24 protein-coding genes are annotated in these 22,277 nt (G+C 39.3%); 6 read left to right on the forward strand and 18 right to left on the reverse strand.

Annotation, left to right across the window (positions count from 1 at the left end):
* The first annotated feature begins 5 nt into the window (after nucleotides 1–5).
* Nucleotides 6–752 (forward strand): pantothenate kinase, encoded by a 747-nt coding sequence (locus tag B9T24_RS03655; protein ID WP_086164524.1) that lies wholly within the window; start codon nucleotides 6–8, stop codon nucleotides 750–752.
* Here B9T24_RS03655 and B9T24_RS03660 read toward each other — a convergent pair.
* Together B9T24_RS03660 and ffh are read right to left on the reverse strand one after the other, a co-directional pair.
* The gene (locus tag B9T24_RS03660; RefSeq protein ID WP_086164525.1) at nucleotides 728–1,312 is read right to left on the reverse strand and encodes an RBBP9/YdeN family alpha/beta hydrolase; all 585 of its coding nucleotides are present in this window, start codon (nucleotides 1,310–1,312) and stop codon (nucleotides 728–730) included. The genes B9T24_RS03655 and B9T24_RS03660 overlap by 25 nt on opposite strands.
* 210 nt (nucleotides 1,313–1,522) lie before the next feature.
* Nucleotides 1,523–2,932, reverse strand: a complete 1,410-nt coding sequence (ffh, locus tag B9T24_RS03665; RefSeq protein WP_086164526.1) for a signal recognition particle protein — start codon at nucleotides 2,930–2,932, stop codon at nucleotides 1,523–1,525.
* Nucleotides 2,933–3,070: 138 nt separating this feature from the next.
* On the opposite strand from ffh, the gene B9T24_RS03670 reads away from it, so the two are divergent.
* The 3 genes from B9T24_RS03670 (at nucleotide 3,071) to B9T24_RS03680 (ending at nucleotide 5,641) form a co-directional block, all read left to right on the forward strand.
* Nucleotides 3,071–3,880 carry a cytochrome C assembly family protein gene (locus tag B9T24_RS03670; RefSeq protein WP_086164527.1) on the forward strand — a complete coding sequence of 270 codons (810 nt, stop codon included), beginning with the start codon at nucleotides 3,071–3,073 and terminating at the stop codon, nucleotides 3,878–3,880.
* A 204-nt stretch (nucleotides 3,881–4,084) separates the two neighbouring features.
* On the forward strand, nucleotides 4,085–4,546 hold the full coding sequence (locus B9T24_RS03675) for a hypothetical protein (protein WP_086164528.1): 462 nt from the start codon (nucleotides 4,085–4,087) through the stop codon (nucleotides 4,544–4,546).
* A gap of 156 nt (nucleotides 4,547–4,702) precedes the next feature.
* Nucleotides 4,703–5,641: a tRNA dihydrouridine synthase gene (locus B9T24_RS03680; RefSeq protein ID WP_213032945.1), complete on the forward strand. Its 939-nt coding sequence runs from the start codon at nucleotides 4,703–4,705 to the stop codon at nucleotides 5,639–5,641.
* A gap of 71 nt (nucleotides 5,642–5,712) precedes the next feature.
* Here B9T24_RS03680 and B9T24_RS03685 read toward each other — a convergent pair whose 3' ends face one another.
* The 7 genes from B9T24_RS03685 to rpe form a co-directional block, all read right to left on the reverse strand.
* Nucleotides 5,713–6,363 carry a nuclease-related domain-containing protein gene (locus B9T24_RS03685; RefSeq protein WP_086164530.1) on the reverse strand — a complete coding sequence of 217 codons (651 nt, stop codon included), beginning with the start codon at nucleotides 6,361–6,363 and terminating at the stop codon, nucleotides 5,713–5,715.
* 50 nt (nucleotides 6,364–6,413) lie between these two features.
* The gene (locus tag B9T24_RS03690; protein WP_086164531.1) at nucleotides 6,414–6,893 is read right to left on the reverse strand and encodes a methylated-DNA--[protein]-cysteine S-methyltransferase; all 480 of its coding nucleotides are present in this window, start codon (nucleotides 6,891–6,893) and stop codon (nucleotides 6,414–6,416) included.
* 35 nt (nucleotides 6,894–6,928) lie between these two features.
* Nucleotides 6,929–7,246, reverse strand: coding sequence for a quaternary ammonium compound efflux SMR transporter SugE (gene sugE, locus B9T24_RS03695; RefSeq protein WP_086164532.1), 318 nt, complete (start codon nucleotides 7,244–7,246; stop codon nucleotides 6,929–6,931).
* Between the two features lie 216 nt (nucleotides 7,247–7,462).
* Nucleotides 7,463–8,413: a copper resistance protein B gene (locus tag B9T24_RS03700; protein ID WP_086164533.1), complete on the reverse strand. Its 951-nt coding sequence runs from the start codon at nucleotides 8,411–8,413 to the stop codon at nucleotides 7,463–7,465.
* Nucleotides 8,400–10,223: a copper resistance system multicopper oxidase gene (locus tag B9T24_RS03705; protein WP_086164534.1), complete on the reverse strand. Its 1,824-nt coding sequence runs from the start codon at nucleotides 10,221–10,223 to the stop codon at nucleotides 8,400–8,402. Before B9T24_RS03705 ends, B9T24_RS03700 begins: the two co-directional genes overlap by 14 nt.
* A gap of 45 nt (nucleotides 10,224–10,268) precedes the next feature.
* On the reverse strand, nucleotides 10,269–10,724 hold the full coding sequence (locus B9T24_RS03710; protein WP_086164535.1) for a hypothetical protein: 456 nt from the start codon (nucleotides 10,722–10,724) through the stop codon (nucleotides 10,269–10,271).
* Between the two features lie 390 nt (nucleotides 10,725–11,114).
* Nucleotides 11,115–11,801 (reverse strand): ribulose-phosphate 3-epimerase, encoded by a 687-nt coding sequence (gene rpe, locus B9T24_RS03715; protein WP_004650972.1) that lies wholly within the window; start codon nucleotides 11,799–11,801, stop codon nucleotides 11,115–11,117.
* A gap of 189 nt (nucleotides 11,802–11,990) precedes the next feature.
* Here rpe and B9T24_RS03720 point away from each other — a divergent pair, with 189 nt between their 5' ends.
* A complete protein-coding gene (locus tag B9T24_RS03720; protein ID WP_086164536.1) occupies nucleotides 11,991–12,266 on the forward strand; it encodes a DUF2218 domain-containing protein in 276 nt (91 codons plus the stop codon).
* A gap of 114 nt (nucleotides 12,267–12,380) precedes the next feature.
* Here the strand turns inward: B9T24_RS03720 and fghA are convergent, their stop codons facing one another.
* The 7 genes from fghA to B9T24_RS03755 all read right to left on the reverse strand — a co-directional run bounded on the left by fghA (nucleotide 12,381) and on the right by B9T24_RS03755 (nucleotide 18,375).
* Nucleotides 12,381–13,217, reverse strand: coding sequence for an S-formylglutathione hydrolase (gene fghA, locus B9T24_RS03725; RefSeq protein ID WP_086164537.1), 837 nt, complete (start codon nucleotides 13,215–13,217; stop codon nucleotides 12,381–12,383).
* Nucleotides 13,218–13,235: 18 nt separating this feature from the next.
* Nucleotides 13,236–14,651, reverse strand: a complete 1,416-nt coding sequence (locus B9T24_RS03730) for a C13 family peptidase (protein WP_086164538.1) — start codon at nucleotides 14,649–14,651, stop codon at nucleotides 13,236–13,238.
* A 122-nt stretch (nucleotides 14,652–14,773) separates the two neighbouring features.
* Nucleotides 14,774–15,580 (reverse strand): class I SAM-dependent methyltransferase, encoded by an 807-nt coding sequence (locus B9T24_RS03735; protein ID WP_086164539.1) that lies wholly within the window; start codon nucleotides 15,578–15,580, stop codon nucleotides 14,774–14,776.
* Complete coding sequence (locus B9T24_RS03740) at nucleotides 15,580–16,401, reverse strand: undecaprenyl-diphosphate phosphatase (RefSeq protein ID WP_004650967.1); 822 nt, start codon at nucleotides 16,399–16,401, stop codon at nucleotides 15,580–15,582. Before B9T24_RS03740 ends, B9T24_RS03735 begins: the two co-directional genes overlap by 1 nt.
* 8 nt (nucleotides 16,402–16,409) lie before the next feature.
* Nucleotides 16,410–17,078, reverse strand: coding sequence for a tRNA (adenosine(37)-N6)-threonylcarbamoyltransferase complex dimerization subunit type 1 TsaB (tsaB, locus tag B9T24_RS03745; RefSeq protein WP_086164540.1), 669 nt, complete (start codon nucleotides 17,076–17,078; stop codon nucleotides 16,410–16,412).
* A gap of 131 nt (nucleotides 17,079–17,209) precedes the next feature.
* Nucleotides 17,210–17,740 carry a gamma carbonic anhydrase family protein gene (locus B9T24_RS03750; protein WP_086164541.1) on the reverse strand — a complete coding sequence of 177 codons (531 nt, stop codon included), beginning with the start codon at nucleotides 17,738–17,740 and terminating at the stop codon, nucleotides 17,210–17,212.
* A 17-nt stretch (nucleotides 17,741–17,757) separates the two neighbouring features.
* Entirely contained in the window at nucleotides 17,758–18,375 is a 618-nt protein-coding gene (locus B9T24_RS03755) for an NUDIX hydrolase (protein ID WP_086164542.1), read from the reverse strand.
* Nucleotides 18,376–18,500: 125 nt separating this feature from the next.
* Between B9T24_RS03755 and B9T24_RS03760 the strand changes: the two genes are divergently transcribed.
* Nucleotides 18,501–19,049, forward strand: coding sequence for an NUDIX hydrolase (locus B9T24_RS03760; protein WP_086164593.1), 549 nt, complete (start codon nucleotides 18,501–18,503; stop codon nucleotides 19,047–19,049).
* A gap of 72 nt (nucleotides 19,050–19,121) precedes the next feature.
* Here the strand turns inward: B9T24_RS03760 and B9T24_RS03765 are convergent, their stop codons facing one another.
* Both B9T24_RS03765 and filE read right to left on the reverse strand, forming a co-directional pair.
* Nucleotides 19,122–21,074, reverse strand: a complete 1,953-nt coding sequence (locus B9T24_RS03765; RefSeq protein ID WP_086164543.1) for a hypothetical protein — start codon at nucleotides 21,072–21,074, stop codon at nucleotides 19,122–19,124.
* 22 nt (nucleotides 21,075–21,096) lie between these two features.
* Complete coding sequence (gene filE, locus B9T24_RS03770; RefSeq protein ID WP_086164544.1) at nucleotides 21,097–22,263, reverse strand: putative pilus assembly protein FilE; 1,167 nt, start codon at nucleotides 22,261–22,263, stop codon at nucleotides 21,097–21,099.
* Between the last annotated feature and the right edge of the window lie 14 nt (nucleotides 22,264–22,277).

A 22,277-nucleotide genomic window follows, 5' to 3' on the forward strand; every position in this document is an offset into this window, starting at 1 on the left:
ATGCAATGAAGAATTTATGGTTAGATATTGGCAATACGCGACTTAAATATTGGATTACCGATAACAATCAAGTGATCGAACATGCGGCAGAAATGCATTTACAATCTCCCGCAGATTTACTTTTAGGGCTGATTCAACACTTTAAAGCCCTTAAACTGCACAATGTCGGCGTGTCTTCGGTACAAGACAAAAAGAATAATGACCGTATTCAACGCATCTTAAAAAGTCTCAACATTCCTGTGGTCTTTGCCAAAGTTCATGCCGAATATGCAGGTCTACGTTGCGGGTATGATGATACTACTCAACTGGGAATTGATCGTTGGCTACAAGTTTTAGCGGTCGCACATGATCCCAAGCAAAATTATTGCATCATTAGTTGTGGCACGGCTTTAACCATTGATCTTGTAGATGGTTTACAGCATTTAGGTGGCTATATTTTACCGAATCTATATTTGCAACGTGATTCACTGATTCAAAATACCAAAGGCATTAAAATTCCTGATGCAGCTTTTGATGAGCTGACACCAGGACGTAATACCATCAATGCAGTGCATCACGGTATTGTTTTAGGCTTGGTCAGTGCAATCGAAAAAGTGTTGCAACAATCACCACGAAAATTAATCTTAACGGGTGGTGATGCCGCTTTATTTGCCAAGTTTCTTACACCCTATCAACCAAACATTGAGCCAGATTTGTTGCTCAAAGGCTTGCAGTCTTTTATTCAACATTATCCTGAAACCAGTATTGGTTGAAGCAATGTCCATAATTGCGGAAATTCGCTAAAGCCATCTTGACGCATAAAATGTCCCGCTTCTTTTACCACATGTATTTGGGCATTAATAAAATGCCCAAATTGTAATGCCAATGGCGGTGGAATATAAGGATCATCACTGGACAGCAACTGCAAACTCAAAGGCATTTTTGTCTGTAACAAACCACTATCCAAGCGTGCCTGTGCGATAAAATCATCTAACTCAGGTCGACTTGGTAGCTTAGACTTCAATCCAGAAATAAAAATTCCCGCTTTAATTTTCTGACCTCTATTTTTAAAATGTTGATTCAGATAATGCAACACACTGATACAACCTAAACCGTGTGCGACAATAATCGTATTTTTATCCAACTCACGAATTTGCATGTGTAGCGCCTGCTGCCAATGGTGGAATTCAGGTTGATTGGATTCAGGCAATACGATACGTTTAGAAATATGCCCTGCTTGTTGTATGCTCTGGCTGAGCCATGGAAACCAATGATCATTGCTAGATGCTTGATAACCATGAATAATATAAATTTTCTTTTGCTGTATATTCATAAATAATTATTTTTCTTATTAGGATTGGGGAAATAACAGCCTAAAATAGTGTGCTTTTTCACCAACAAAAAATATGAGTATTTTGTAATTTTACCCTGCTGCATCTATAAATCGCGATTAAAATAATTTCTGCACCGGTCTTATCACAGTCGCAATGACTACAAATAGAAAAAGGCGCATTAAGCGCCTTTCTTTGCATAAATCAAAAGATTATTTCTTCTGATCATTGCCACCGAACAATGGGCCCATACCGCCACCACCGCCGAATTGTTTTTGCATACCACTGAGTGATTTCATCATTTTTGCCATACCTGACGGATTGGCAAATTTCTTCATCATTTTCGCCATTTGCGCATGCTGTTTAATCAATTTATTGACTTCAACTACATCCATACCACAACCTGCTGCAATACGTTTTTTACGGCTTGGATTCATCAAGTCGGGGTTACGGCGCTCTTTGACGGTCATCGATTGAATAATCGCTTCCATCTTTTTCACTTGTTTTTCAGGATTCGCTTGTGCAATTGCATCTTGAATACCTGAATTACTCATGCCCGGCAACTTGTCTAAGAAGCCCATCATGCCGCCCATTTTATTCATTTGTTCAAATTGCATCAGCATATCTTCAAAAGTGAAGTTTCCGCCTTTTTGCAATTTTTTCGCCATTTTTTCAGCTTTTTCTTTGTCGATTTTGCGTTCAACTTCTTCGACTAAAGAAAGTACGTCACCCATACCCAAGATACGTTGTGCAATACGCTCAGGATGGAATGGCTCTAGAGCATCGAGCTTTTCGCCCATACCCAAGAATTTAATTGGCTTACCAGTAATTGCGCGAACAGAAAGTGCTGCACCACCGCGGGCATCACCATCGGTTTTGGTTAAAATTACACCTGTAAGCGGTAAAGCATCATTAAAGGCTTTTGCAGTATTTGCCGCATCTTGACCCGTCATGGCATCAACCACAAACAAAGTTTCAGTTGGATTAATGGCTGCGTGAAGCTCTTTAATTTCGTCCATCATGTCTTCATCGACATGTAAACGACCTGCGGTATCGACAATTAAAACATCAGCAAACTGAATTTTTGCCTGTTCAATTGCACGGGTAACAATGGTAATTGGCTTTTCATCGGCAGATGATGCAATGAAATATGCGCCCACTTCACCCGCCACAGTTTCTAGCTGTTTAATGGCTGCTGGACGATAAACGTCGGCAGAAACCATCGCAACTTTTTTCTTTTGGCGTTCTTGTAAAAAGCGTGCCAGTTTAGCCGCAGTGGTGGTTTTACCCGCACCTTGTAAACCAGCCAACAAAACCACAACAGGTGGCTTTGCTGCAAGGTCGAGGCTTTCATTCGCCGCGCCCATCATTTTTGTTAATTCGTCATGGACGATTTTTACGAAAGCTTGGCCCGGTGATAACTGAGTCATCACTTCTTGACCCAATGCTTCTTCCTTAACTTTCGCGATGAATTCACGAGTTACAGGTAACGCAACATCGGCTTCAAGAAGTGCCATACGTACTTCACGTAACGTATCTTTAATATTATCTTCGGTTAGCTGCCCTGAGCCAGTAACATTTCTTAAACTCTGCGTGAGTCGTTCTGTTAAGGTATCAAACATTGCAAAATCCGCTTAAAATTGCTAGTTGCAAAAAAATCTTTCTTAAAATAGAAAATTTATGCATAAGATGCTATAGGATACTGTAGTTCGCATAGAATTTATATAAATGAATATTCATCATCCTGAAAAAGGTTTGACATGATCAGTCTCCCCTTGGTTTACACGATCTTAGCATTAGTCGCTTATACCACATCTTTTTGGTATCTGTTTATAAAATTAATGGCTAAACATGATCCAAACCATTGGTTTATTGGTATAATTTTAGGCTTAGGCTTATTGCTCCATGCAACCGTTTTATACCATGACATGCTCACGCCGATGGGGGTGAACTATGATGTTTTTGTCTTAATGTCATTTACATCAGGGCTCATGCTGTTACTTAGTTTGTTGTTCAGTACCTATCGTCCTATTTTGGCATTGAACTTGATTGGTATTCCTGTGGCAGCCACAGGACTGATTTTAGGTTTTGCCTTGAGCCAACCCACCCAATTCATTGAACAGCGCTCTTTGGGTTTAGATATTCATATTATTTTATCGCTGTCTGCCTATGCTGTTTTACTTATGGCAACAATACAGGCGGTGATTTTATGGTTCCAAAACCGTGAGTTAAAAAACAAACAGAAAAAGCGCTTTTGGGTCAATTTACTGCCCTCTTTTCAAACGATGGAATCCTTACTGTTTGACCTGATCAATACTGGTTTTATTTTACTGACCGTGGCGCTAGTTTTTGGTTTCTTTACCATTGATAACTTCTTTGCCCAACATCTGGCACATAAAACAGCCTTTAGTATTGTGTCATGGTTTGTGTATGGTGCCTTGCTCATTGGTCACTACCAGTTTGGTTGGCGTGGTCAAAAAGCCATTCGCTTTACCTTAATTGGCTTTTTCTTATTGGCCGTAGGTTTTATCGGTTCCAAGTTTGTTTTAGAAATGATTTTAGGGAAATAAGCCATTTTGTTCAGTTTTACTAATGGGGGAAGTGGAACTTTGGTTAAATAATGGGCGTGGAACGTGAAAAATGCACAAAAAAGCCCAATCGGGTAAGATAGGGCTTTGACTAAAAACATAAACAATTGATTTATATAAAATAAAAATAAAAATTCATATAAAGTGTATTATGTTAATTTTAGGAAAACTTTAAAAATTATTTTAATGATTATGGATTTAAAAAGTTTAAAAGAATGCACAATCCCATTTGATCAATTTCCATTACATTGGAGATTTGATGATGAGTCTTATACAAAGCTCAATCAAATACATTTAGATCAAATAAAACCTATTGTTCCCAAAGCAGCAAAATTTCTTTGGCAGTATAGTTCTGAGATTACTAAAAACTTAACACTCCGACAAAACTTTAATCGCTTTAGAGAAATCAGTGTGGAAGATGAAACTATCAAAAAGTGGTTATTTCATACAGGATTAGCTTTTCAACAAGATGTTTACATAGTTTGGCAAACTGATACTGCGATTATAACCAAATGGAAGATTTTCGTAAAATTTTTCAATGCTTTTTATTACTTTCCTGATGAAATATCAATTTTTGATAGTAATTTAAATTGGGGACTAGTAATTCATGATGGAAAGGTGATTTTTGGTTCTAATACATATGATTAGCATCTATTGAACATAATGGTACTTATACGAACTGAAAATGTTAGAACCCAAATACTCATGCCTATCTCAGGCTACAATATTCCAAAGACCTTTTTCTAGACATCCCCACTAAAAAAACGTATAACACCGTTTTTCAATTTGACTGGTGACACCGCTGTGAAACTCATTCTTGCACCCATGGAAGGCTTAACCGATCCTATTATGCGTGATGTACTGACGCATATCGGCAGCTTTGACTGGTGTGTCACTGAGTTTATTCGTGTCACCAATTCGGTCTTACCTGACCACGTTTATCATAGTTATTGTCCTGAATTATTGACTGAAGGTAAAACTGCAGCAGGCACTCCCGTACATGTACAATTTCTAGGTAATGATCCTGAAATGCTGGCAGCCAATGCAGTTCGTGCTGTCGCACTTGGCGCACCTGCCATTGATATGAACTTTGGTTGTCCTGCCAAAACAGTCAACCGTCACCGTGGTGGTTCAGTTCTACTGGATGAGCCTGAAGTGGTGCATCAACTGGTAAAAGCCGTTCGGGATGCTATCCCTAGCCATATTCCAGTCTCTGCAAAAATGCGGTTAGGCTATATGGACAGAAACTTTACTTTAGAAAATGCACATGCAATTGAAGATGCAGGTGCTGCTTGGGTAACGGTACATGCACGCACCAAAGCCGAAGGTTATACGCCGCCTGCATTTTGGGATCAATTACAACCTATTCGTGAAGCACTGAAAATCAATGTCATTGCCAATGGTGAAATTTGGACCAATAACGATGCTAAACAATGTCGTTTAGAGTCAGGTTGTGACGATTTAATGATTGGTCGTGGTGCAGTCACGACCCCAGATTTAACCCTATGTATCCGCCAAAATTTAGATGAAGCACTCATCACATGGGATGACCTTTTAGCACTACAAATTCGTTTCTTACACGGCCCTTATAAAAAAGAAATTAATATGGTGGGGCGCTATAAACAATGGCTTGGGATGATGTCCAAACATTACCCTGAAGCAAAAATGCTGTGGAATGAAGTCAAACGTATCAAGCAACTGAGTGAAATTATTCACCTGCTTCAAAGTACTTCAACTGAATAAGATTGTCCTAGACGCCATCACTCAAAGCCTATTTAAAGATTTCAGAATAGGCTAGATGAATGCTTCAACAATCAATTTTTTCCGTTGCGTTGTTGTAGATTGGCAACATGTAAGCGGTCTGTTTTCCAAGATTTTTCCAAAATCTCTTTCTCTATTCGCAGTTGAATTTGTTTCAGTTTTATCGCTGGAATAACCTCATCTTTAAAACCTTTGACATATTCAGTCCACGCCTTTCCTCTAAACACATTCACAGGCATGACAGTTTTAAATTCGCAATCGGGCATAAATACAATCACAGAATGTAAATATTCAGCAGCAATAATATCACTCAGTAGCACTTCTAAAACCTTTTGATGTTTATAGTTTTGATGCAGTGGGTTTTGAAATTTATAACTGTTTTTAAAGATTTTTTGTGTCCACATTTTTTGACGTTCACCACCAAAAATCCAGCCTTTATAATTCTTGGTTTCGATAATAAAAATGCCATACGGACTCAGTAAAATATGATCAATTTGTGTAGTTCCCAATTGTTCATCGGGCAACGTACAATTATTGAGTAAAATATAATCTTCCGTTAAATATTTCTTTGCATGGATGCTTACAGTAAACTCACCCAATTTTCCTTTTAGAACAGGCTTGTAAGCTTTAAAAATGCCTAGCCCAACAGCAATAAGAATCACCCACCAAAAGGTGGAAAATAACTGACCGAATATTGTTTGCATAATTTTATAACGTATTAAATTTTATACAGAAGCATAACATTTTGTTTAAATTATTGTTTTTCTAAACCAAGTAAAATTTCTTTATTGTTCAAACCACCAGCAAAGCCGACCAGTTTTCCATTCGCCCCCACAACGCGATGGCATGGTGCAATAATTGAAATTGGATTTTTCCCGTTGGCTGCACCCACAGCACGAACTGCTTTAATATTCCCCACTTGCGCAGCAATATCACGATAACTTCGGGTTTCACCAAAAGGAATACCCAGTAAAGCTTGCCACACTTTCTTTTGAAACACAGTCCCTTCAAAATCTAAAGGCAAATCAAATTGCTGCCTTGTTCCAGCAAAATATTCACACAATTGCTTTTGCGTTTCTAACAAAATGGGATGATCCACTTGTTCAATCAATTCTGCTAGGCGAACACGTTTTGGATTTTCATTTTCCCACAGCACCGCAACCAATGCGTTTTCTGTCGCCACTAATTTTAAAATACCGACAGGAGAAGGCATTTCCATAAAAGCGAGTTTCATTGTCTTCTCCTGCGGTGCAATAAATAATTCAGATTTTATGATGATGACAGTTTCATCAGCACTAATCCAGCAATAATCAAAACGGCAGCCAACATACGCATGGCAGATGCAGGCTCACCCAAGATAAAAATCCCGACCAGAAATGAACCAACTGCACCAATGCCTGTCCAAATGGTATACGCAGTGCCAAGCGGTAAAGTGCGCATCGCATAAGCCAGCAAAGCAAAACTCAAAATCATAAAAACGATGGTAATAATACTGGGCGTGAGACGGGTGAAACCTTCTGAAAGTTTCATGGCATATGCCCACACAATTTCAAAAAGTCCCGCGAATATCAGTAAAACCCAAGCCATGACAACTATACTCCAGTTCATTAGAGTCAGGTCGTCCTGACGAATTGTCTTGGCTAAATAAAAATACGCCAAGGGAGGTCGTTCCTCCTACAATGGATCATTATATAAATGATGACTTTCAATGGGGACAATTTTTACATCTTTTAACTCACTGCTCATGTTAAAAAATACGACTGGCATTGACCAATCGTATTTTCTTAATCCCAAAAAGTTTATCTAAAATTTAAAACGAATCCCTGCACCATAGAACCATGCATTTTCAGAAGACGATGATTTCTGCCAAGCCGTTTCTTGAACGCCTTTGTTATAACCATATGCCACATCCATAAAAGGCATGATCTTTTTATTGATTTCATAACGTGTTTCCAAACCCACTTGTGCTGAGTTTAAACCGGTCTTTTTGGCATAGTTTGAATCATCACTCAACACCATATTTATATCCAAATAAGGTTTAACAATCCATTTTTGCGTCAGCAATAAGTCACGTTCAGTTGCTACATTAAAAGAAACTTGGCGGTCTTGTCCGATATATAAATATGCATCGGTTTCAAAAAAATACGGTGCCATGCCATGAAGACCCAATACTGCATCGACTTGATCTTGATCAATTTCACGATTTGGGTCATTACGATAACGTATACCTGCCTGTACATCCCAGAAATCAGCAATATTTCGGCTATACAACAGTTTGGCATCATATTCAGCTTGCTGTGATTCGGCTTTATCGGCATGCACTTTGATAAAAATTTTATTTTCATCCGTCCCGATTCGCGTCTCAAGTTCTGACTTTAAAGCCCCCTGACCATCGTCATTACGCAGCCATTTACTTTCCAGTGTTGTCTGTTGATAAATCTGTCCACCATGTTCTTTTAAATGCGCTGCATGATCAAACTGATGACCAGATTTATGATCATTAGTTTGATCAAAATCATCTGAATTTGAATGCATCTGTTCTATAGATTGCACTTGCTTTTCCTCAACAAAAACTTGAGGTGCTGCGGACATTTTTTGATGTTGTGAATGATCCTTCGGGATTTCTTCTACTGGCTGTGTCTGCTGTTCAGACATCGACATGGCATGATGTCCTTCGTGAGCAAAACTCTGTCCGCTCAGCACCAGTAATGATGCACTCAATGTGCTCATCGCAAATAAATTAATGCTGCGCATGTGAGTCTCCTTGCTTTGCTGGGCTTGGGCTAGAAGGTGCCGTTGCTACTTGATTTCCATCTACATTCGCCACAATCATTTTGCTCATCATGCCTGATGACATGTGGTAAAGCAGATGACAATGGATTGCCCACTCGCCTAGCTCATCCGCAGTGAGCAACGCGGTCACCGTTTTACCCGGTGGTACAATCAGGGTATGTTTATTCGGCATATCACTGCTACTTTGCCCATTTTCCAGCTGCATAAACATGCCATGTAAATGCATCGGATGCGCCATCATACTGTCATTGATAAATTTCAAACGAATGCGTTCACCATATTTCACCTGCAAAGGTTCTACTTCAGTGAATTTCTTGCCATTAATGGTCCAAATATAACGCTCCATCGTGCCACCCAAACGAACCTCAAGCTCTCGCTCTGCTGGACGGGTGTCTTTTTGCGGGGTTAAAGATTTTAAGTCACTGTATTGCAGTGCTTTATGACCTGCGGGTGTGGAAGCATTAGCCCAGCCATAGACCAGTTGTCCCTTATCATCGCCTGTTGGTTTCGCTGCTACATGTGCTGAATGATCCATCTGCTGCTGTGGCTTAGAATCAGACTTGGCTTGCTGTTGTGAATGGTCTGTAACTTCAGCATGGCTCATTTTCGTATGATCCATTGGCACAGGCTCATGTTTCATCATGGAATGCTGCATTTTTTCATGATCCATCTTGCCATGATCCTCCGAAGAACCATGTCCCATATCTTCCATCGTCAGCACGGCACGTGGACGTGCTTTGGGCATATGAATCGCATGTATCTGTGCAATGGCTTCATTATGCAATGTACCAATTGCAAATCCGCTACGGTCAATCGACTCTGCTTCAATTTGGTAATGATTGGCTTTTGGCTCCACCACAACATCATAAGTTTCCGCAGTGCCTATACGAAACTCATCAACCACAACGGGTTTAACCGGCTGACCATCGGCACTCACTACCGTCATTTTTAAATTTGGAATATTGACATCATAAAATGACATCGCGGAGGCATTCACAAAACGTAATCGGACTTTTTCATGCGCTTTAAACATGCCTGTCCAATTTTGTTCAGGGGTTTTACCGTTAATTAAAAAGGTATAGCCGGTCACATCAGACAAATCTGTTTTTAACATACGCATTTGATTCCACATGGAACGATCCTGCCATGTGCTTTTTAAACCATCACGTTTCACCTGCTTTAAAACATCGGCTACGGTTTCACGCTGGTTTTGATAGTATTCTGCTGATTTTTTCAGATTTTTCATAATCTGATCGCTGGTCGATTCATGAAAATCGGACAGCATCACCACATAATCACGATCAGTTTGTTCATGCGCTGCAACGGGCTTTTTATCTTTTGGATAAATCACCAAAGTACCATACAGACCATCTTGTTCCTGTCCTTTTGAATGGGCGTGATACCAATAGGTGCCATTCTGACGCACTTTAAAACGATAGGTAAAATCGCTTTGCGGCTTAATTCCTTTAAATTGGTTAAAACCGGGTACGCCATCCATTAAACCGGGCAGTAATAAACCGTGCCAGTGGATAGAAGAATCTTTATTTTTTAGCTTGTTATGCACATGAATAACAGCATCATCGCCCTCTTCAAACTCTAAAAGGGGTGCAGGAAACTGACCATTTACGGTAATACGTTTTAATGGCTTGCCTGTAATATTGACCATCTGTTCATCAATATTCAGATGATATTCTTTAACTGCGGCATATACCCAAGATGATGAAAATAGACAGACACCGACAAGGAGGCTTTGACTTAATTGAATAGACATGACTTAACCTGTAATTTAAAAATGAAAATGTTTTTTAAATCGAGATTAAGCTTTAGGAGGACGTAAAATCTGTTGCCAAAAGCCCGTTAAATGCTGGGCTGAATACTCAAAATTGAGCTGTTGTAATTGTTGGCTTTCTGCTGCACTGAACAATTTTATCGTTTGTGCATCTAACCAAGTGCTTACACTCTGACAGTGCAACTGTGCGCAATCATTACAACTTGTATGCTGCATCCGATCCTTGATTGAAGGATGACAATCTTGATCAACTTGTATTTGAATATGCGATGAAGAATCGTGTTCTACCTGTGCTTGTGAAGTCTGTGCGGCATGACAATTGGACATTGCCAACATTTCTGCGCGGTGACTCTGTTGAACACTCAACTCAGTCATCATTTGCTGATGTATTGGTTTGACTGAAGCCAAGACAGCACTACTCCACCCGATCACAAAAGTAATCAGGAACACAAACCAAGCTTGTTTGCGTAATTGAGTCAACACAGATGCTTCCTTCTCCGTCAAAGATCAATAATAAGATGATGGTTGAATTCTATAGCACAGCATAACCAACAATACAGTGATACACAATTTTTTAAATTTAAATGCAATAAAACAGCACGCTATATTTCATACACATCAAAACAATAAAGTTATTTTTCAAACAGCCTTATTTCCAAACAACGATCAATAAACAATCATACCCAGCAGTACTTTAACAAAGTAAAAAAGAACTCAATTGAGTCCTTTTTATACATTTAGCGTCTAATTATCAACCTATTGATCATTAATCGTTTGCAAAACAACCAAGTTATCCATATGATTATCTACATAGATATCCATATATTTATCCACAATTTTATCAATAGCATGACTGCAATTTATCCAAATAAATTAGATATTCACAGCACCCACTTTCGCCAGTTCAGAACGCATTTCATCAATCACCACTTTATAATCAGGTTGACCAAAAATAGCGGAACCCGCAACAAACATATCAGCGCCAGCTTCAGCAATCTCACGAATATTTGCAGGTGTGACACCACCATCAACTTCAAGGCGAATATCACGACCTGAGGCATCAATCATTTTACGTGCTTGACGAAGTTTATCTAAAGTCATTGGAATGAATTTTTGACCGCCAAAACCGGGGTTGACACTCATCAATAACACTTGATCGACCTTATCCAAAACATAATCAAGATAGTGCAATGGTGTCGCAGGATTAAAAACTAGACCCGCTTTCGCACCACCCGCTTTGATGAGCTGCAAAGAGCGGTCAATATGATGAGTTGCTTCTGGATGGAAAGTAATAATGTCTGCACCCGCATCCAGAAAATCACCAATCATGCGATCGACTGGTGAAACCATAAGATGCACGTCAATTGGTGCTTGAATACCATATTTTTTCAGTGCCTTACAGATACCTGCACCAAAAGTCAGATTCGGTACATAATGGTTATCCATCACATCAAAATGCACAACATCTGCACCTGCAAGAAGGACATTGTCGACTTCTTCACCTAAGCGAGCAAAATCAGCAGATAAAATTGATGGTGCAATTAAATATGGCTTGGACATAAGGAAAACCTGACTATGTATGCAAATTGATTTTTCACATTATAACAAATTGAACCTGCATACTGTGATTCAATCCTGATGTGATTCGATTTATTCAGCGTTCTAAATATGCAATATTGTGTTCTATTTTTTTACTGTAGCAATTTTCTGGATCTGTTACTTTGACCTATCATCACAAGGTAAATACACATGAAAAGCCATACTCAAATCAGCACGGCTGAAGCCGCTCGCATTGCCAAGCGTTTACTTAATCATTGGAAACATAAATTTGAAGTGGCTGAAACTGAAGCCGTTTTCACTATTTTTATGCCCGATGCGACCATTCAACTGATGCCACAGCCCGATGCTTTATTGGTCTCCATTGACAGCACGCTCGAAGACCTCAGTCGTTTAGAACAAGTGGTTCTAGATCATTTAAGCCGTATGGCACAACAAGAATTTACTGCGACATGGCAACATCAATAAATCAAAAAGGGAGAATGATATTCTCCCTTTATTCTTAGAATGAAATGCTTTTTTTCTGACGTTTAAGATCTTTATTTTCAGCACATTTAAACGGCGTCACCGATCATCTTAAAACTATGCGTCAAGTTGCACTGCATGAAACTGTAAATGATCATCAATAAAACTTTGAATAAAATAATAACCGTGGTCATAGCCTGCATGTTCACGTAAAGTTAAATGCTGTCCCACTTGCGCACAAGCCTGTTGAAATAATGCCGGATTCAATTGTGCATAAAATTGATCGTGCCGTCCTTGATCAATCAAAATCTCTTTAAATAAAGCACCTTTTTCTAGAATTAAAGCACTGGCATCATGTTTTTTCCATTCCGCTTGATCTGCACCTAAATAATGAGAAAATGCTTTTTCACCCCATGGACATTGGCTCGGGGCACAAATTGGTGCAAAGGCAGAAACCGATTTAAATTTTTCTGGATATTTCAATGCGAGCGTCAATGCACCATGACCGCCCATGGAATGCCCGAAAATACCGACCTTATGCGCTTGAATTGGAAAATTATGGCTCACCAACTCATAAAGTTCATCAACAATAAAACGTTCCATTTGATAATGTTCAGTCCACGGTGCTTGGGTGGCATTGATATAAAATCCTGCCCCTTGACCCAAATCCCAAGAATCACCTTGTGCAACATGTTCACCTCTTGGTGAGGTATCTGGACTAATCAAAATAAAGCCCAACTGTGCGGCTAAGCGTTGAGCATGGGCTTTAATCGCAAAAGTGTCTTCTGTACAGGTTAAACCTGCCAAATAAAAAAGTGTCGGACAGGCTTGTCCAAGTAAAGCTTGTGGTGGCAAAAAAATACCGAATTTTGCTTCACCATTAAGCACCTTAGAATTAAAAGCATAAATGCGCTGTTCGCCATCAAAGCATCGATTATGTTGAATTAATTCCATATGCTTATTTCCTTTCTTTTATTGGGTTTGAACACTTAATTGTGGTGTTTCTACTGTTTTGCTATCAGCCTTACTTACGACTGGAAATAAGCGTTGTTCCAATTGCGGCAACATAAATTCCATGTTTTTACCAATCGACCATTGCGGTTCAGACGCTTCAAAACCTTGAGCCGACTCCCACTGTGCCACTGTTGCTTTCGCTTGCTCAAATGCCGCAGTTACAGAAGTCTGCTCTCGCATCGCCTGATCAAAAAAAGCACGTCCAAAATACGTATAATCCGCTTCATTTGAACAACCAAAAGAGGCACGATCTGCGGCAGATGCAGTAATAATCAAGGTGTTATCATCTTGTAATGCAGGAACAAAACTCCCTGAATAACATGCAGAAATAACGATCACACGCCAGCGAATCCCAGACTTATCTAACGTCTCTTTTAACCATTTCGGATCAACATCATTTAAATCGATTGGGGCATTTTCCATTTCAAACTGATTCGGCAAACCATGCGAGGTCATGTATAAAAATAATACATCACTTTCTCGGTTCATTTGCTGTCCAATTCTACGCAGCGCCAAATCCATACTGGTGCGTGAAGCGATGGGAATTTTAGTTCGTGTTGTCGGATTATTAATTAACACCAATGAACGCCCAAAAGTTCCAAAACGGGTATCAAACTGTTCCTTAATGCGTTCAACTTCCGACTTAAACACGTCTTGATAGCCTGCGCCCGCCACGCCTAAAAAATACCAATGAGATTGCGCAAACTCACCATACTGAACGGCTTCCAGAGATTTATTCAGTACCTGATTTTGGGCATAAAAGGCATCTTCAGCAAAAGTGGGTGGTATTTCTTCAACTTTCCAAATGGGTTGGCTTTTGACTGACATTTGCCAAACTACAAGGGTAAACAGGGTTGCAGCAACAATCAGTGCTCGCTCCCACCAAGGCCACTTTAATTCACGTGAGAATACCCAAACCACGGCCAAACTTTGCCAAACAAACAACACCATGAAAATCGTGGGTAAATAATCATAGAAGATATAAGGCAATACATCGATATAACCTAAATACTGAATGAAACTTTGTAATAAGGCGATATGTGTGTCGAGTACCAACCACAACAATGCGGGTACGAGCATTAAACGTGGGTTATTAATCCGTTGTGACAGGAAAATCCCAACAATTAAAGCAATAAAAGGCCATAACGCATAACTAATCAAGCCTTGAGGATTGAAATCCCCGACTTCACCAGAACTTAACCAACTAAAAAGACTGTTGGCACTGCCGCCTAAAATTCCCCAAAAGATCAATTGCAAAATCGAGGGGCGAACGATCTGTAAAGACCGACGCGACCCCAAAAAAAGCCACATCCCTGCAGTTTGGTTACTTTTAAAATCATGCCAAAAATTGATGGAGGGTTTGAAGTCGATCATAGGATTTCGGGTTGGCTATAGCTCGCTGATTTACAATCTAAGTGTATGCTTGATGGGAGTTTTATCAATGCTGTTTTTAACTATATAACAGATTAATGCACAATATTGAAGCAATTACCCACCTACTCTATAAGATGATACTGAAAGTAAGCATCAAAACGACAAGCATCACCTTGCCATTGATGATTGGGTTGTTGATTTGCCAAATAGACGGCCAGACGTGGACGCTTCACTACTACTCGTTTTGCCAGTTTTTGTGCCAAAATCAATAAATTATCACCCAAGTCCATTTCACCATCTTCAGGTAAGAGCATATGTAACAATTGCATCTGTTTTTTGACTTGAGCTTGTTTTTTAATCGCTTGTTGATTTTGATCACGCTGCGGAAACATCGGGTCTAAATAAACCACATCAACCGTCTTATGCTGTTCAGCTTGCTGGATTAAATAGTCAGCAGAATCAGAAAAAATTAAATCAATCCGTGCCACGACCGAGCTTAAAAAAGGATCATGTTCAGCATTGTTTTTACTGTCTTCAAGCAAGGTAAATAAAATAGGATGTCGTTCAAGCAAAGTGACTTCAGCACCTAAATGTGCCATCAATAAACTATCATGACCCAAGCCTGCTGTAGCATCAATCAATCTGGGTTTTTCGCCTAAATTACATGCGCGTGCAATCATTTCAGATTTGAGTGAAGCTCTTTTTAATCGTGGAACTTCAGCTTTCCAATCAGGTTGCATTTTCATGCCATTGGCGCACAGCCAAAGACCCAATTCATCTACACACAACGCTAATTCTGGATGAAAACGTAAAAAGCGAGCATTCAGTTTTTCAATGATTTCTAAATTTACCTGAACCCCACGAGAAGAAAGCACAGCAGAATACTGCTGTGCTTGCGCTTGAAACTGAGGTTCTGTAAACAAATGCATTACCAAGAAACCCAACCTGTCCACCAAGTGACCAAAATAAACAAACCAAAGCCTATACGATAGTACGCAAATGCAGTGAAATCATGTTTCGATACATAGCGGATTAATGCACGAATCACGATGAGTGCAGAAATAAATGCCACAATAATACCCACAGCTAGAACAGCCATATCATTACTATGCAAATCAGCACGCATTTTGTACATATCGAGTAAACCAGCACCCATTAATACAGGAATACCCAGAAAGAAAGAAAACTCTGCTGCTGCTTTACGTGATACACCTAAAAATAAAGACCCAATAATGGTTGAGCCTGAGCGCGAAGTCCCTGGAAATAAGGCTAAACATTGAATCAGACCAATTAAAGTCGCTTGTTTATAGGTTAAATCATCGACTTCTTGAGTTTTAATGCTATGCGGACGGCGTTCGGCCCACAAAATAATAAAACCACCGACAATTAACGCAATTGCGACGGTAATCGCATTAAATAAGTAAGCCTTAATGATATCGCCAAAGGTTAAGCCAACAATCACGATTGGAATTGAAGCAATAATTAAGTTAAGACTTAAACGGCGACCTTGTTCTTGACCTTTTAGACCACCAATTAAAGCGCCCCAAAGTTTGCCCCAATACTCGTAAATCACAGCCGCAATTGCACCAATTTGTACTGCAACTGCAAACATTTCTCTTTTTTCAATTGTCCAGAAATCTAAAAGTTGACCTGCTAAGATTAAATGCCCAGTACTGGAAATAGGTAAAAATTCAGTAATCCCTTCTACCAAGCCCATTATGGCCGCTTTAAATAATAATAAAAGATCCATATCTAACCTTAAGTTGCTTTAATTTGTTCTGGAATTTTTTTCCAAGCGTTATCACGTAAATACACGGGTAATGCCTGTTCAGCACTGACCCATTTTTTTTGCTCAACATCTGTGCGCGCAATGGTCGCAATATCTTGCGCAGTCGCACTTAAGTCTTTGTATTGTATTTGTTCTGGCTTAATTAAAGCTGCACCCGAACCGACCAATTCAAATTTAACGATTTCAGTGGCATCACTATAGTTTAACAATTGCTCTGTATCAACAGCTTGCATAATACCCTGTTGATCGAGTTGAAAACTTGCAATATACACTTCCTTCATACGTGCATCGAGTACTGCAGTGACTGCGGTTAAACCGTAAATACGATAAGCTGCCTGCGCTAAAGCTTGTAAGCTCGAGACAGGAACAACTGGCAGATCGTTGGCCCATGCCAATGCCTGAGTGACAGCGGCATTAATTCGCACGCCACTAAAAGACCCCGGACCACGGCTAAATGCGATTGCAGTTAATTCTGACGCAGACAGTGCAAGCTGAGTAAATGCTTGATCTATCATGGGGAGAATGGTTTGCGTTTGTGCTTTTGCTCGCGCATCTAATTGAAAAAATAATTCGTGGGTTTCATCTACAATACAGATGGAACACTGCTCATTGGCAGTTTCCAGTGCCAGCAATTTCATGCGCAACCTTAATTTATTTGGCGATAAAAAACGAGTGTTATCATACTCCACTCATGCACGCTAGGCGAGATGTTACATCTGAGGGATACAAAAAAGCCAAGTACCAACTTGGCTCAATAAATCCATTCTAATTAAAGTTCAACAGCTTCCAAATTTTGAAAATGCTTAAAATGTTCAGCGTAATGTAGAGCACTCATTTTAAGTTTAACTTCAGCAGCCTGATCTAAAGTTTTGACAATTTTTCCTGGTGAGCCCATCACGACAGAATTATCAGGAATGATCTTCCCTTCAGGAATTAAAGCATTCGCCCCAATGATGCAATTTTTACCAATCACAGCATGATTTAAAATGACGGAATTAATTCCAATTAAGGTGTTATCACCAATGGTACAGCCATGTAACATGGCTTGATGTCCAATCGTGACATAATTGCCAATATGCATTTCAATGCCCGCATCGGTATGTAAAACGGCATTTTCCTGAACATTGGTAAAATCACCCAAGCTGATTTTACTGTTATCGCCACGGATTACGGCACCAAACCAAACACTGACCTGCTTGCCCATTTCAACTTGACCAAGCACGGTTGCATTTTCAGCAACCCAACCATCCCAAGGTTGATGCGTTGCTTGCGGTGCATAGCCATTAAATTTATACATCATGTTTTATCTTCCTTGATCTATTTACCACGTTGAATCTTATTGCTATAAAAAGCGGGGGAATTTAATAAAAAAGGCCATTCTTTCTGATAGTTCAAACCATACTGAAACAATGAAACTAACATGCGTGCAGTCAGCCCCCAAACGATTTCATTTTCCACCCGCATACTGGGAAAATATAAAGACTGATGTGCATAACGTACTTCATAAGGGATCGGTGGTGCTTGAATTAAACTATCCAGTGATGCAAAAAAGATACGATCAATTTCACTCGGTTGCGCAATCAAGTTGACTTCTGGCGGAATCAATCCCACCACAGGTTTAACCAGCATGCCATTACGTGCTTTTTGCATCGGTAAATCACCAATCAACTGCACATCAAATGGATTTAACGCGGTCTCTTCATAGGCTTCACGTAATGCCACCACAATATTACTGGTATCTTGTGGATCTCTTTTACCGCCCGGAAAGGAAACCTCGCCAGCATGATTGGATAAATAAAGTGAACGGCGAGTAAGTAAAACCTTGGGATTGGACTCATTGGTAATCGCAATTAATACAGCCGCTTGTGCAGATTTTACTCGTGTGGAAAACCGTAATCTTTGCTGTAATGATTGAATTAACGAATGGTCATCCATAGCCGACTCTCTGTTTATTTCTTCTTCATTTCATCATAGCTGAATTTTTATTCTAAAAGATAGAAATGATGCCAAAGTTAAATTTTTCAGTTATGCTGATCACACCTTGATCATTGACGATGAATATGAATTTCTGTGTAATTTGTGGACATAAAACAGCGGTAAAAACCCCACTCGGCGATCATCAATTACGTCGTGTTTGTACAGATTGTGGCAATATTCATTACATCAATCCCAAGGTTATTTGTGGGGCGCTGGTACTCTGGGAAAATAAAGTTTTACTTTGTCGACGCGCCATTGAGCCACGTTATGGATTATGGACACTTCCAGCGGGTTATATGGAATTGTTTGAAACCATGGAACAAGGTGCGGCAAGGGAAACACGCGAAGAAGCCGAAGCTGAAATTGAAATTGAACAGCTCTATTGTATGTATAACATTCCTCGAATTGGTCAAATTTATGTTTTATTCAAAGCCAATTTAGTCAATGGTATGTTCGGTGCAGGTGAAGAAACCATTGAATCCCGTTTATTTGAAGAACATGAAATCCCGTGGTCTGAGCTGGCTTTTCCGAGTGTAGAACATACGTTAAAGCACTATTTTGAAGATCGTAAAACCCATTCATTCAGTATGCATTTAGAAACATTGGGTTCGCGTTTAGATCATACGGGCTAATTTTTTTGAACAGAATTAAAGCCTCAAAAAAGCCCATTTCTTAATGGGCTTTTTTGATACTGGTCGTAATGATTACTTAATCGCAATGCTATAACACGGGGCTAAAGTGAAATCGAGTGTTCCCCCCGCTAACTGAGCAAGTGCCTTATCTGCATCACTTGCTGTATTGGCATTCGCTAAATTATAAACATGTTGAAAACTCGCTAAACTGTTCCCCCATCTGACCGGCTGCTTAGCTGAATCTGTAAAAGTCACACGCGCTTGTCCACTGGTTAAAGCTGGATCCAATAAACTTGCTAAATCTAACAATGCTCCACCCACAACGACGCTTTCAGTCGATGAATCAGATGATGTTCTAATGGTAGAGTTCATGCCAACTAAAGCACCATTAATTTTTGCAAACTTGTTCTGAGCTAAAATCATACGTATAGAGAGTAATTTATTCGCAGTAAATGCACGTGCAACCGTCCCTAAACGATACTGTTGTACACCATACTGATCAACAAAGGTATTCTGATCAAATGAGTTTTCAGTACACGCATTATTGGATGTAGACATATCCGTCTCGGTAGAGCCTGATTTAATATTAGAACGGATATCACCATTTTGATCGATCACGATCCCTAACTTAACAGCAGGGACTGCAGTGTTTGTAAATTTAAAGGTTAAATCTGCATACATTGGAAAAATATATTTATCCCCAGATCTCACATTACTGACAGATTGAAACACTTGTTTATCTAAATAAGTGATTGGAAATATTTTATATAAATCTAAAGACCCTTTAAACTCATCTGTAGTGGTACTTTGCTTCCAACGACCTAAATCTTTTAAATCTTCCGTACTGACTGTCGTCTTATTGGTTAATAATTTATAAAATTGTTCTCTACCCGCCATCATATAGTCATTAAAAAGTTTACCCTGACTGATGATCAATGGCTGTGAATTCACATCTGCTACATCTAGCTGATAATCTTGATCAATTTTTTTATTAATAGGGTTAATCCAATGCCCTTGTGCGAGTGCGGTCATACGCACAGGTTTTACCTTACGAATTAATTCAGCATTGACACTACTAATTGCAGCCAAATTATCTGTAGCTGCACCTTTCCATTGTAAGCCGCTACCAAAAGTGTAGCCCTGTCGGTCGGTAATCAACATAAAATGCCCGAACAAATATTTGGTCGAACTATCACTCTTCTTTAAATCACAATCTTCTTTATTACAGCCGATCAAACCATCGGAACCCGATATTAAACTGCCCAATACGCCACTGGTTGAAAATAATGAAAACTCGGGTTGATAGACTGCGGCAGTTGCAATCGTCATTAATTTACTGACCACTTTAAATGCTTGATCATCATCAATCACTGAAACATCAACCCATGGTTTAATAATATTTATATATTCATCACTGACAATTTGTTGCGAAGTGACTGAACTTAAAATAAGTTCTAATTTTGAGCGCATTGCATCGGTAATATATAAAGCTTGAATATCAGTGGGCGTATTAATTTTGTTCTCTTGCAAAGCTAAAGCTTGGAAAATTTTCACCAACTTCATTGCCACCCTGATAGTGGGATCATTTTTATTTAAAGCTTGAGCATCTTGTTGCGTAATCCCCACAGCCATATCTAAAATAGTTAAACGAGGGACTTGATTAGCACTGAGTCGTGCAACTTTATTTAAATCAACCACACCTAAATTAATTTTTTTATCTTTTTCACCTTTGATAAAGAAAGTAACTTTATCACCTGTTCTACAACTTCCTGTTGCAGCACCATCGCTCAAATCTAATATTGAGATAAAGCTATTGGTTGTATCACTACTACAAGTAAAATTAAGTCCATCCAATGGATAATCTAAAGCAAACTCTACACACCCGTTCATTTTTGGCGTACATGTACCATTTGCTGTACTTGAATCATACGTCTCGGGAGTAATATTAGCGCTCTCACCACCACAACCACTCAAAGCAGCCATCAATGTTGTGAGTGTAAAAGGGAGTAAATATTTATTTTTCATCCTGAATTCTCTTGTTCTATTCTTAACGAATGGCAATTAACTTTAATTGACCTTGATTGGTCAGTGCTCTGTTCTCTAAGTCGATGGCACTGGCTAAAGGTGTGAGTAATATATATTGGCTTTTAAGTGGGACATGAATCACCCCTTCAATTTTTTCATGGGAAGTAAAAGATGCCACTGCATCATGATTTTTAAAACCACCTGCACCTTCTAGGACACAAGCATTTGCATCTAAAAAAACCACAAAGGGCCAATAAAAAGTAGGATCCTGTTGACGTGAAGCGTAAGAATTAATTTGAATGTTTTGAATTGCATTGGATACCTTCACAATTTCAAAATCGAATTGATCTTTTAAAGGTACTCGTGGCCATAAATTAACCTCTTTCTCCAAACTCACGGTTTTGGCATTTTTAATTTTTTTATCTTGAATACATTGTTGTCCTAAGCCATCCACCACATCCGCTTGTGAAATTCTATAGTACGTCGATGATAAGGTAATGGGGCCACTCTCTTTTTTTTGATTCTTTTTAAAAAGTGACTGTATGATTGATTTACTGACCCCTTTTTCTCTTTCTACCAATTGCAGCCGCGTTGCGCCATGCTTAAGATCAATGATCCCTTCAGGCATTGCATAAAAACGCTTTTTACCCTCTAGATTAAATTCCTTATCTTCTAAGTATTCATTTCTAATATATTTTTCACCATTGATACTCACAAAAGCGTCGGTATTTTCAGCTTCTGGTTGTTTTACCACAACAGAGAGGCTTGGCTTCTGTACAACTTTCTCAATCACGGGCTTTGGCTTTAAAACATCTTTCTTTTGTTCTTCATTTTTAGATGCCACCTGTACAACATGCTGCTGTAGAGCTTGATCCGCAACATTAGAAGTTTTTGCGGTCATGTTCGCCAATGATTGCTGATCAACCGCCCCCCCTAAACCCTTTGATGACTTTATTTCAGCGACAGCGATGGATTGCTGAATGTCTGGCACTTGTTTTTGCTCTGGAGCAGGTGGTTGCTGTTGCGTTAAAACTTCAGCAACCTTGTTTTTGGGCGGCAGACTTCTTTGTTGTACCACCATCGGTCGACCATCTGGACCAATAATGGTATAAAACTCACCTGCATATGAAAAAGATACATCTAAAAGGCATAATGTCAGTATCGATTTCACCAATAATTTTTTTTTCATTATTTTCAATATAC

The sequence above is a fragment of the Acinetobacter sp. ANC 4654 genome (genome assembly GCF_002135425.1).
Taxonomy (GTDB): Bacteria; Pseudomonadota; Gammaproteobacteria; order Pseudomonadales; family Moraxellaceae; genus Acinetobacter; species Acinetobacter kyonggiensis.